Here is a 12,034-nt window from a genome sequence, read left to right as displayed (position 1 = left end):
CCGCCCCGCCGGCGGACGAACCAACCGCCCCGCCGGCGGACGAACCAACCGCCCCGCCGGCGGACGAACCAACCGCCCCGCCGGCGGACGAACCAACCGCCACCCCAGTCGAAGAACCAACCGCCATCCCGCCACCGTAGGGATCCTTACGACACCGGTGTGGCAGTCTGGACGGTTGATTTGGTATCTAACTGCTTGATGAGTTGATCGCCAAGATACAAAATCTGTTGCACGAAAGGATGTTTCGATTGTTCGAGAATGAGAGGTGTACCGCGATTGACGGCCGTGACGACCGGTTGACCGCCACTGATGACATGCAAATTGATCCTGCGGCGTAGGACACGCTCGATCTCACCAACCCCAATTCCCACGCCTGAGTTAGCTCGATTCAAGACAATACTGATCGCTTGTTGGTCGATCCCCAATTGGTTCGCTAAATTAAGGAAGAGGCTCGTATTTTTGAATGGACCGATTTCAGGTGTGATCACTAACAACACATGATCGGCCCGATCAAACACCGAGAGTGTACGATCATCATAACTCGTTTGGCAATCGACGATCACATAATCGGCACTTACCGCCAACAAATCAAGAATCCACGTTATGTGTTCGACGTTCACTAACTCGGCCTCTTCGGGGCGTGGTGGCGCCGGCAATGCCTGTAAGCCTGAGGGGTGGGATAACAACACCTGGGTGACCATCTCTTGTTCGATCTCATCTCCACCACGCACAATATCGACAATACTGCGCGTCGGTGCGATATTAAGATGGACCGCAACGTCGCCGAAGTTGCGGTCGGCGTCACCTATGATCACCCGTTTTCGGGTACGCAGGCGGATCGCTAGCGCTAATGAGACGGCGTTCGTCGTTTTGCCAACCCCACCTTTGGCCCCAAACATGGCGATGATTTTGCCAGGTGGTAGCGAGGTGCTTGGCGTTTCGCCGGTAAAGCGAGTTAACAGATTTTTGACCCGATAGATCAGCTCAGGCGGTTCAAACGGTTTTGCCAGATAGTCATTGGCGCCGGCCTCAAAACCGGCAATCTTGGCACTAATATCACCTTGCGCGGTCAGCATGAGAATCGGCAGCGTTCTCGTCAGTGGGTGCTGACGCACGCGCTTACACAGCGTATACCCATCGATGCCCGGTAAGAGCACATCACAGATAAGTGCATCGGGTGGTGCTTTAAACATCTGTTGCAACGCCTCTTCGCCACTGGCCGCCCGCCGTACCTCATAACCGGCACTGCGCAACATCAGTTCGATCATTTCAGCGACGGCAGCATCATCATCAACGATGAGTAGTGTTGGTGGTTTCATTCATGGCTCCTCTCAGATGCAGATAAGCGATCAAGTATGGCCGTCAGGGCGCTCGGAGCTAGCGGAGTCAAGAGATAGTCATCGGCGCCGAAGGCCACCGTCGTGGCAGCACGCGGTTCGGCGGCAACCGGTGCAATCGTGATAATCCATGCCTTGTCGAATCGTTCGCGGAGGAGAACGAGGTGTGCGGTACGTTACCCTTCGATTTGGCTCATATCAACCAACAAGAGATTGGGCGGAATCGGTGCTTCGTAGGTGAGCACACGCTCGACGTTGTCGATCATATCGTACATCAGACCATGCGCGCCGAGAGCTTGCCGCAGCAATCGCCGTTGAATTCCGTTGGCGCTGATAACGAGTGTGCGCCAGGTGGGTACGGGCACAGTTGAGGGTATCTCCGATCCTTCTTTGACACCCGGCACCGACTCTTGACCGGTAGTATCAACCACAACCCGGTTGCGTCCCTCTCGTTTGGCCTGATAGAGTGCTTGATCGGCTGCTTGCATCATGCCAATCAGACTGCGATGCTGTGGATAGCCGGCAATACCGGCGCTGAACGTCACACCGAACATACCTGCCGGCCCATAGTGATGTAATGCCGCAAAACTGCTGCGCACGGTGTCGATCAGTGTGAGTGCCTCAACTAATGAAGTATTCGGCAACGCAACTAAGAATTCTTCTCCGCCGTGCCGCCCCATCAGATCGCTCTTGCGCAAGCGTTGTTGGAGTAAGCGGGCAAGGCTCCGCAAAACATGGTCACCGACGACGTGACCATGCGAGTCGTTGATCCGTTTGAAATGATCGAGATCGATAATGGCAATTGCCAATGGCTGATTCAGTCGTTCGGCGCGGGCAAACTCGCGGGCCAGTTCCTCTTCAACCGCCTGATGGTTGAGTAGGCCGGTCAGGCTATCACGGATGAGAAAACGGCGGATATGGCGCGCACGTGTAGCGCGAGCTGAGATGGCGGCGACCAGTTCTGATGGGCCGATCGGCTTGGTGAGAAAATCGTCGGCGCCGAGCGACAGTGCCGATTGTCGTTGTTGGCGATTGGTTTCTGCCGAGAGAAAGACAATCGGTATTGCAACGTAACGATCTTGTTGGCGGATGATACTGACCAGTTCTTTGCCGTTGCAGAGCGGCATATACATATCGAGAATGACCAAATCCGGTTGAAATGCTTGTAGTTGTTCGAGCGTTTCGCGGGGGTCGGCAATTGCTCACGCGATCATGCCGGCCGCTTCTAAACTTTGGACACATTGCTGACCAAAGTCGGCGTCATCGTCGACGATCAACACGCGCAGTGGTTGATTCTCTTCTGAGCCGGTGAGACGGTCGAGGGCATCGATCAACCGTCCGGCATCAACCGATTTAGTAAAGTAAGCATGACCGCCACTGCGAACTGCGGCCAAGCGAGCTGCAAAATCATCCCGCTGTGACACAAAGATAACCGGAAGTGGGGAGGTACGCTCACGCTGAACGATGGCGATAGCTTCGATGCCGACCAGATCGCCGTTGGGAAAGATGATATCCATAACAACCGCCGCCGGGTTCAGTACTCACACCACGGTCAGCAGTCCTTCGAGATCGTGGAAGACATGAACAGCGTAGTTAAAGAGACGCAGTTGTTCGCTTAAATTGGCGGCGAATGCCTGATCATCCTTGACAATAATGATCGAATGAGGGTAGCTACGGGCCTCTTGCACCGCTACTGTCTACGGGGTTAGTGGCGGCGATGTCGGCGATGGTGAAGCAGGAGGCGACTCTGGAACCGGTGCAGCTTCGGGTGGTAGTGACGAAAGTACTGCCGAAGGTTGCGCGGGGTCTGGTGGCAGTACCGCAGTGACGTTGCCCTCACGTAGCATCCGCTGCAAGTGTTCGATCTGCTGGGCAAGATGGTGACGGATCATTGTATTGAGTGACCGGCCGTTTTCCAGCCACTCTTTCAGGCCAATATCGATCTCGCGGGCAACAGCACCCAGATCGGCAAAACCGAACATAGCGGCAGAGCCGGCTAACCGGTGAGCCAGTTGCCGTGTCTCGGTACCGATGCTATTGTCCCATCCACTCTGCTCAAGCCGACGCCACGCATCGACGATGGCCTGAATGCGATCGGCAATTTGTGTTGCGTATCGGCGTCGTAACGCTTCAAACTGTTCAGCGGGATCCGGTTTCATGAGCTTTCGTCCAGATTGCTGCAACTTGGCTTGATAACGTCATCGGATCGAATGGTTTTGAGATGACATCGGCAGCGCCTAGCTCCAGATACTGTTCGATTTCGTGTCGCTGAACCCGGGCCGTCATGAAGACAACCGGTGTATTGGCCAGCGTCGGCTTCTTGCGTAGTTCGGTGAGGGTAGTTGGCCCGTCCATCCCCGGCATCATCACATCGAGCAAAATGAGATCGGGGGCAAACTGCTCGGCGACGGCCAGTGCCTCCATTCCAGAGCTACACATCTGCACGGTATAGCCCCCGCCTGCTTCGAGTGCGAGCTGTGCCACCATCTGAATATCGGGATCGTCTTCAACAAACAAGATTTTTTGAAGTGAAGCCACAGTTATTTCTCCTTCAGTTGCAAGAATCACGTTCACATGTTCGACGATGACAGCACCGCTGCCTGATTGAGCAATCGCACCACAGTGTTCCGCAATTCGGTGTTCGAGTTGCGTGATTTGACGAGGGTGACCGCGACTCTACCGGTAATGTCAGGCTCAAAATCACGCACCGAAAAGAGAATGACCCGTAGTGGTGGTTGTTGCTGTTCAATGAGTGGCAAGAGTTCAATCCCGCTTCCATCGGGAAGGTTTTGATCGAGAATAATCAGATCGAACAATTGTGCCTGTAGGAGACGTTGGGCGTCGGCCAGCGTTGCCACTTGCTGTACGTCAGCAATATCGGCCAGCAGCATGCTTATCACGGTGAAGACATCGTTATCGTCTTCGACGTGCAAGATTTGCGGGCGACCGGTGTTCTTGCGGCGGGCTGCGCGTTGGAGAGCAGCGAGCAGGCGTTGTTGATCGATTGGTTTGGGTAACCAGTCTATCACATCAAGCTGTTCCTCGCTAGTGATCTGCGCTTCGCCGGCACGTGCCGATACCACGATGATCGGCAGATCGCGAACCTTTTCATTGGCGCGTATTTCTTGAATAAAGGCTCTTCCATCGTCGTTCGGCCATATCAGATCGAGGGTCATAGCTTGGTAGTCGTGTTGAGCAAGTAAGTCACGCGCTTCGTCGAGGGAATGCGCTACATCCGTGGCATAGCCGGCCTGTTGTAACATCAACGACAGCAAGGCACCGATGTCCGGATCGTCTTCACAAATCAGGATGCGTGGCGCACGCGGTCGCGTTGGTAGTGGTAGCACACTGGTCGTGTTGGGGCGATATTCGGCCAAATCAACGTAGAACGTGGTACCGACACCGGTTGCCGTCACGAAGCCGATCTGTCCGCCATGGCGCTCCACAATCGCCCGACTAATGCTCAGACCAAGACCGGTACCGCCTTGCTGACGGGTATTCGAGGAATCGGCTTGCGCAAACTTCTGGAAGATACGATCACGAAACTCGGGAGGAATACCTGGCCCGTGATCGGTAACGGTAATCCGTACCCGTCCCTGCGGTTCACGGCCAATCGCGACTTCGACTTTGTACCCTGGCGGGGAGAACTTCACTGCATTCGAGATCAGATTCGTAATGACCTGTGTCATCCGGTCGGGATCGACGTAGACCTGTACACCGGGCAAAGTAGCGGTGAGTTCAATCTGAACATCGTACTGCTGACCAAAGCCGCGGTTCGCTTCGATAGTCTGACTAACCAGTTCGTCGAGTATGACGGGTTGCATCTTAAAGACCATCTTACCCGATTCGATCTTCTCGATGTCGAGGATGTCGTTAATGAGTCGCACCAGACGCTCGCTATTCTTCAAGGCAATATCGATCATTGCCGCAGCGCGTGGTGGCAATTCCCCGGCCACACCGCCGGCAATCAGGCCCAAGGAGCCGCGGATCGACGTAAGTGGTGTGCGCAGCTCGTGTGACACAACGGCCACGAACTCGTTCTTCATGCGCTCGATTGCCCGTCGTTCGGTGACATCGCGGAAGAACCAGACTCGTCCGTAATAATCACCTTCACTGCTGATCACCGGTGCGCTGTAGCGCTCGAAGGTACGACCGTCTTTCAATTCAATTTCCGCTTTGCCGGTTAGGTGTGGATGGGCGTACAGTTCCTCGATCTCGTTTCTCACTCGTTCGGGATCGCAAACTTGTTCGAGTATCTTTTCCATGCTCGCGGCGCACATTGCCTGCTCGACGTTAAGTTCGCCTAGCTTCCACATCTCGCGGAAGCGTCGATTGGCATAGAGACAGCGACGGTCGGGTGAAACGACCAATACGCCATCGGGTGATGCTTCCGTCTGACATTCGAGCAACGTCTTTTGAAAACGTAGCTCTTGTTCGGCATTCCGGCGGGCGGTAATGTCGTGGAAACTGGCGACGGCAGCATAGACATTCCCGTGCTCGTCACAGAGTGGCTGTGAGTTGATCGAAATCCAGATCAGTTCACCACTTGGCTTGCGGATACCCATCACCACATCGCTTTGCGGGCGACCGGTGGTGAGCGAAACCATAATCGGGTGTTCTTCACCGGGAAACGGCGTGCCATCTTCGTGGATTGCCTCCCAACGTGGATCGAAACTGGTGCGCCCGACGAGTTGATCGTAGCTGAGGCCGAGAATGCGTTCGGTGCTGGCGTTACACGTCTCAATCACACCAGCTTTATTCATGACGACGATGCCCTCACTCATGGCCGTAATTACCGAACGGTAGCGCGTCTCGCTGGCACGCAATTGTTCTTCGCTCTTCTTGCGACCGGTGATGTCGAACCGCACAGCGAGGTAGCGTTCGGGTTGACCATTATCGCCGATAAACGGGACAATTGTCGTATCCACCCAGAACAAATGGCCATCTTTAGCCCGGTTACAGATCTCGTTGCGCCAAATCCGACCGGCCTTGATCGTGGTCCACAAATCGGCAAAAAACTCCGGTGGATGGATGCCTGATTTGAAGATACGATGGTCTTTGCCGATCAACTCATCGGGCCGATAGCCGGTAATTGCACAGAAACGCTCATTTACTTCCAAAATACGCCCTTCAGGATCGGCAATTGATAAAATCGCCGATTGGTCAAGCGCATTCATAATATCACGACTCTCTTTGAGCGCCGACCGTAACATACGCTCCATCTCTTTCTGATGTGTAATATCCGATTCTATCGCGATGAAGCGAATGAGATTATGCTGTTCATCGTACACCGGTGAAATATCAAGCGATAACCAATAGGGTTGACCATCTTTTGTGTAGTTGATAATTTCGGTTTTGATCGATTCCCCATTCCGAATCGCCTGGCTAAGAGCTACTACCGTTTCTTGGTCAGTTTCCGGTCCCTGTAAGAAATCACCGGGTTTTTTACCGCGTACTTCATCAAGTGTGTAGCCGGAGATACGGGTAAACCCTTCGTTCACCCATTCAACCTGCCCGTTGCGGTCGGTAATAATCACCGCATTATCGGTATAACGTGCGACGAGTGAGAGCATGCGGAGTTGCTCGGCTTCCTGGCGTGCTCTACGGGCGTAGGGTCGGATAATCAGGACTCCCCCAAGAATCAGTAACGAAAGGATCAGTACTACAACCCCGGCTTGGATGAACGCAATCTGATCGCGTAATGCTTGGCTTTGCATCAACAAGATGCTACTCGTTGCGCTCAGATCACTCTGAACGACAATGAGGTTGGTCTGAATCGCCCGTAAGTCAGTATTGTTGCGATTGAGCAAAGCAGGTGGTGCGACGGTAAGATTGTCGACGTAGGTAAGAAATCGTTCGAGTACCGTGGTTGTACGGTTGAGTGAGTCAGTCGGTACGTCGGCGAGTAAACGCTGATGGGTTCGCCAGAGTTCGTCTCTGAGTACATGCAATTCGGCGCGAATGGAAGTTGCTTGTGAGGCATCGGCAAACAGTGCCAACTCGTTGGCGAGCAAGGCGATCTGCTGTGCGCGGATCTGTTGTTGGTGAGTGAGGTTGAGAAGACGGTCGTACTGGGCCAGTCGTTGTGAGTTGACGGTCAGGAGCCAGTACCCACCGATTGACGCCAGTGCAATTAGGATGAGACCACCGATGTACGCTAGAATCAACCGTTGGAGTGAAGACGTGTGTGCCGTCAAAAGGTCGCGACGTAAATCATCGGTGAGACGTCGAAAGACTCGGATCAAGCGACGTTGAATCGGAGACGTGTTGGTCATCCTTAAGCTCTTTCTAGTGGGTCAGCCGGTAAGGTAAACCAAAATGTGGCGCCCTGACCCGGTGTAGGAGAGACATCAATGACGCCACCGTGCGCCAAAACGACTTTACGCGCAATAGCTAACCCCAGACAGGTGCTCTTTTCGCCGCCGGTCGGCCGAGCTGATAGCCGGCTAAATGCTTCAAACATGCGACTCCGCTCTTCTGGACTAATGCCCGGACCTTGATCGGTGACGGAAAACTTCCACCAGTTGCCGTCTCGCTCGACGCTGATGGTAATAACGCTACCGGGTGGCGAAAACTTGGTAGCATTCGGGATCAGGTTATCGAGTACCTGCCGGATGCGGAGCGAATCGGCATACAACTTTCCATTGAGTTCATCTGTTAGCTCGATCCGGGTGTGTTTGGGGGCTGCGAGCATTTGATGGCGGTTGACCGTTTCTTCGAGCAGTGACTCAATGGGCACCGGTTCAGGGGATATAGTGACGGTCCCGTTTTCGATCTGGCTCAGGTCGAGGAGATCGTTGAGCAGTAGCAGCATGTGTTCGGTCTGTCGGTAAATCTCGTCAAGGAGGCGTCGGCGCTCTTCTGGTGACCGTGGCAAGTTCGGGTTGCGGAGAATAGCCGTCATCATTTGGATGATCGCCACCGGGTTGCGCAGATCGTGTGCGACCATGCCGAGCAGGTTGTTTTTCAGGACTGAAAGCCGTCGCAGTTCTGCATTCTGCTGTTCAAGAAGTTCTTTCTGCGCAGCTAGTTGTGAGACAAGGTTACCCTTTTCGACGATTACCGATAACTGTTCGGCGATCTGCATGTAGCGCTCGATATGTTCGTTCGTGTACGTGTTGGTTTGGGTATTCGAAAAGAAGATAAACCCGATTGGCACCCCGTTGGCGATTAACGGACAGGTAAGTGATGAGCGAATCCCTTCGTTAACTATCAGGCGGGTCGATTCTGATTCGGGTTTTTGGCGCAGGTATTGCACGAGATCGTTAATGATTCGTGGTTGTCCGGTCTGTATAATCTTTTCCAGGCTGCTGCCGGCCATTGCCGCAGCATAGCCTCGTTTGAGGTGAACGGTAGGTAGGCTGGTACGTGCCCAGCGTGCGCGGACCACCTTGCCGCCCTCTTCAAGCAACGCACAACCGATCCGCTCATAGGGGATGACATCGCGAAAGTCGTTGTAGACCCCATCGAGAATTTCGTCGAGCATAGGACCGGCGTTGATCCGGCTGGTGATACGGTGGAGCATTTCAAGCTCATGCTGACGACGGGCGAGGGTTTTGACCAGTTCACGAAGCGATGCCGCTAATCGGGAGAGACATTCGTCGTTGTTACACGGAACCGGTACATCAACAGTAAAGTCACCGTCGCGTAAGTGTTCGGTAATTTCGACGAGCCGTTCGATTTCGTCGGCTGTAGGTGAGCTGTAGGGCTCCATAGTCGGCTCCTCTTTGGTATCGTTGTCTACAATTATACGTTGCGCTGCTTTCCATGGTATTTCGGTTCGCTAACAGATGGGGGAGAGTTACGACAACGTTCCACAATAATTACGTTTCGTTGCGATAGTTGCGACAATCCCTACCGATCGTGATACGGGTTTGGCAAGGGTTGTTTGCTACAATACAAAAAATCGCGGATGTTGTACCGGTGATGCGATGAAGCGTCTATTCCTCGCAAGATACCACGTACCACTAGTGGGAGGGTACCTGCTTCTAGCCGCCGTTTGGCTATGGGCGACACATCTCTGGTTGAATACCAGGCCGGAGGCAGTGTCGTGGCTGCGTCCGTTGATCGATGTGTCTTTCGTTACTGTAACACTCGGTTGGGGTTTTGTCGTTTTTGGTTATATCAGCCGGGAAATGAAGGTATATTTGCAGTTGAGCCGCCTGGTAGGCGAGTTGCACCGGCTCTCGCTCAGTGGAGTCTCGTTACCGGCTTTTGAACAAGCGATTTGCCGGCTTGCTGTTGAAGAGGTTGGGTTCAAGCTGGCGTGGATCGGTCTGCTCGATCCAGGGACGCAGAGTGTCTTACCGGTAGCCCGTTGGGGGGATGCGAGCGACTATGTCGATCTTGTTCAGGTTCGGATGGACGATCGGGAACGGAGTCGTGGACCAACTGGGACGACCCTGCGCATGGGGATACCGGTTGTGTCGCTCGACATTGCGAACGATCCGCGTATGAATCCATGGCGTGAAGCAGCATTAGCGCGGGGGTTGCGCTCTTCGGCAGCCTTGCCACTCCACATCGATGGAAAGATGATCGGAACACTCAATCTCTATGCCGACCAACCGCACTTTTTTACCGACGCGGTTGTCGAGCTAGGGATGATCCTGGCTGCGAATGTGGCACAGCTTATTGAGTCACGACGACGTGTCATCGAACGAGATGCTGCTCAGGCTGCATTGGCCCAGAGCGAGGCTCGTTTTCGACGTTTGGCCGAGCAGGCATCCGACATCATCTTTCGGTACCGGTTGCAGCCCAACCCCCAACTCGATTTTGTTAATCCTGCGGTAACCAGCATCTTGGGCTATGAACTGGACGAATTGTTTAACCAATTTCCGGGTATTCCCTCGTTTCTCGATCCTTCCCAAATTGGGCAGGTCGAACGGTTGATCGAGCAAGGGCGCGGGCAGCTTCTCTTGCACACTCGCCGGCGCGACGGTAACTATGTGTGGCTTGATCTCCGGTTTGTGGTTGCGAACAGGGTGATTGAGGGTATTGCCCGTGATGTGACCGATCAGGTGTTGGCCGCTGCGCGCCTCGCGCGTTATGAGCTGCTCAGTGCCCATGCCCGTGATATTGTGTTGTTTATTCGGGCCAGCGATGGTCGCATTCTTGAAGCCAATACGGCGGCTGAACGTGCCTATGGATATTCACGGGACGAACTCTGTACTCGCACCATCTTCGAATTGCGGGCGCCGGAAACACACCCGTACATTCTTGATCAGATGCGACAGGCGGATATGGGGGGATTCTGTTTGAAACTCTGCATGTTCGACGCGATGGGAGCGTGTTTCCGGTAGAAGTGAGTTCAACCGGCGCCGATATTGATGGTGAACGGGTGTTGCTCAGTGTCATTCGTGATATAAGCGAACGTAAACAGGTGCAAGCAGAACTTGATCTGTTGCGCAGGGCATTGATTGCCTCCGATCAGGCGATAGTGATTACCGATTCTAATAGCGTGATCGAGTGGGTGAATCCGGCTTTCACGGCATTAACCGGCTATCACGCCGAGGAAGCTATCGGTCGGCATACGCGCATCTTGAGATCGGGCAAGCAAGACCAGGCGTTTTATGCCACCATGTGGGCAGAGATTCTGAGTGGTCGGACGTGGCGTGGCACCTTGATCAACCGCCGTAAAGACGGTTCACGCTATCACGAAGAGCTGGCGATTACGCCGGTGAAGCAGGAGAATGGCGTTATTGCTCACTTTATCACCGTTAAGCAGGATATTTCCGTTCGGGTACAGCGTGAACAGCAACAGCGTGCCCTGAGGCAATTGAGTGCGGCGATGCGTGTGGCTCAAAGCTGTGCTGAATTGATGCAGACGGTGGTGCATGAGTTGCAGGCATTGGCAGCGGCGCAGTCGGTGGTATTCTGGCGTTTTAAGGACGAAGGATGGCAGATCGAACAGCTTGCAGGTGAGGCAATTCGGTTTGATTGGGTCGCCGATCGGCTTGCCACAGTTGGTAGTGATACGATACCGTCCGAGCCAACTCCACCGATCGTCTTACCCGGCGGAGAATTGGTTGTCGTCCCATTGACGGGTAGTGTCTGCCCTGAATATCGGTTGTGGGTAGCGATAACCCTCCTCGCGAGCGAGCCATTCTCCGCAGTGACCATCGAACTGTTGCGTGCCACCACCGAGATAATCGGGAATGCGCTATACCGTACCGAGCTGTTCGAGAAGGTGCAGCAGGCTAATGCCGAATTGCGCCAAGCCTACGATGCCACTATCGAGGGCTGGGCACGGGCACTCGATCTACGTGACCACGAGACTGAAGGCCATTCTCGGCGTGTCACGGAGCTAACCATGCAGATTGCTGCCCGTATGGGCTTCGGTGCCGAGGAATTGGTGTATATTCGATGGGGAGCATTGTTGCATGACATCGGCAAAATGGGGATTCCCGATGCCATCCTGCGCAAACCCGGCCCGCTCGATGAACAAGAATGGGCGATTATGCGTACCCATCCCACGCTTGCAGTCGAACTCTTGCGTCCGATCTCCTTCCTTGCACCGGCACTCGATATTCCGTGGTGTCATCATGAAAAATGGGATGGAACCGGCTATCCGCGCGGTTTGCGTGGTGAGGAAATACCGCTCGCTGCTCGTATTTTCGCGGTTGTTGATGTGTACGATAGAAGTGTTTGTTTCGCTCTTCGCCACACAAGCGAGTCTTGTCTCGCAGTCGGCTAGTAAG

10 protein-coding genes are annotated in these 12,034 nt (G+C 54.1%); 2 read left to right on the top strand and 8 right to left on the bottom strand.

What is annotated here, in order from left to right; translation table 11 throughout:
• Positions 1–146: 146 nt before the first annotated feature.
• The 8 genes from AC01ZF_RS04805 to AC01ZF_RS04770 form a co-directional block, all read right to left on the bottom strand.
• The gene (locus AC01ZF_RS04805; RefSeq protein WP_476575165.1) at positions 147–1,319 is read right to left on the bottom strand and encodes a CpaE/TadZ family protein; all 1,173 of its coding nucleotides are present in this window, start codon (positions 1,317–1,319) and stop codon (positions 147–149) included.
• 194 nt (positions 1,320–1,513) lie between these two features.
• Entirely contained in the window at positions 1,514–2,536 is a 1,023-nt protein-coding gene (locus tag AC01ZF_RS04800) for a GGDEF domain-containing response regulator (protein WP_476575178.1), read from the bottom strand.
• Positions 2,537–2,539: 3 nt separating this feature from the next.
• Positions 2,540–2,875 carry a response regulator gene (locus AC01ZF_RS04795; RefSeq protein WP_476575177.1) on the bottom strand — a complete coding sequence of 112 codons (336 nt, stop codon included), beginning with the start codon at positions 2,873–2,875 and terminating at the stop codon, positions 2,540–2,542.
• A 3-nt stretch (positions 2,876–2,878) separates the two neighbouring features.
• Positions 2,879–3,025, bottom strand: coding sequence for a hypothetical protein (locus tag AC01ZF_RS04790; RefSeq protein ID WP_424676376.1), 147 nt, complete (start codon positions 3,023–3,025; stop codon positions 2,879–2,881).
• Positions 3,026–3,034: 9 nt separating this feature from the next.
• Positions 3,035–3,496, bottom strand: a complete 462-nt coding sequence (locus tag AC01ZF_RS04785; RefSeq protein ID WP_424676375.1) for an Hpt domain-containing protein — start codon at positions 3,494–3,496, stop codon at positions 3,035–3,037.
• Positions 3,477–3,875 (bottom strand): response regulator, encoded by a 399-nt coding sequence (locus AC01ZF_RS04780; protein WP_424676374.1) that lies wholly within the window; start codon positions 3,873–3,875, stop codon positions 3,477–3,479. The genes AC01ZF_RS04785 and AC01ZF_RS04780 overlap by 20 nt, the downstream gene beginning before the upstream one ends.
• Positions 3,876–3,907: 32 nt before the next feature.
• Positions 3,908–7,612, bottom strand: coding sequence for a PAS domain S-box protein (locus AC01ZF_RS04775; RefSeq protein ID WP_476575164.1), 3,705 nt, complete (start codon positions 7,610–7,612; stop codon positions 3,908–3,910).
• Positions 7,613–7,614: 2 nt separating this feature from the next.
• Entirely contained in the window at positions 7,615–9,051 is a 1,437-nt protein-coding gene (locus AC01ZF_RS04770; RefSeq protein ID WP_424676372.1) for a GAF domain-containing sensor histidine kinase, read from the bottom strand.
• A 331-nt stretch (positions 9,052–9,382) separates the two neighbouring features.
• On the opposite strand from AC01ZF_RS04770, the gene AC01ZF_RS04765 reads away from it, so the two are divergent.
• Positions 9,383–10,636: a GAF domain-containing protein gene (locus tag AC01ZF_RS04765; protein ID WP_424676371.1), complete on the top strand. Its 1,254-nt coding sequence runs from the start codon at positions 9,383–9,385 to the stop codon at positions 10,634–10,636.
• Entirely contained in the window at positions 10,624–12,030 is a 1,407-nt protein-coding gene (locus tag AC01ZF_RS04760) for an HD domain-containing phosphohydrolase (protein WP_424676370.1), read from the top strand. Before AC01ZF_RS04765 ends, AC01ZF_RS04760 begins: the two co-directional genes overlap by 13 nt.
• Positions 12,031–12,034: the final 4 nt, after the last annotated feature.

The organism is Chloroflexus sp. (assembly GCF_056331925.1).
The sequence above is the reverse complement of the archived record's forward strand: the minus strand, read 5'-3'. Positions and strand labels throughout refer to the sequence as shown.

What these genes read in the sequence shown, in the direction of transcription:
- AC01ZF_RS04805 (WP_476575165.1), bottom strand. Translation starts at nt 1,319, where the DNA reads ATGAAACCACCAACACTACTCATCGTTGATGATGATGCTGCCGTCGCT.
- AC01ZF_RS04770 (WP_424676372.1), bottom strand. Translation starts at nt 9,051, where the DNA reads ATGGAGCCCTACAGCTCACCTACAGCCGACGAAATCGAACGGCTCGTC.
- AC01ZF_RS04785 (WP_424676375.1), bottom strand. Translation starts at nt 3,496, where the DNA reads ATGAAACCGGATCCCGCTGAACAGTTTGAAGCGTTACGACGCCGATAC.
- AC01ZF_RS04775 (WP_476575164.1), bottom strand. Translation starts at nt 7,612, where the DNA reads ATGACCAACACGTCTCCGATTCAACGTCGCTTGATCCGAGTCTTTCGA.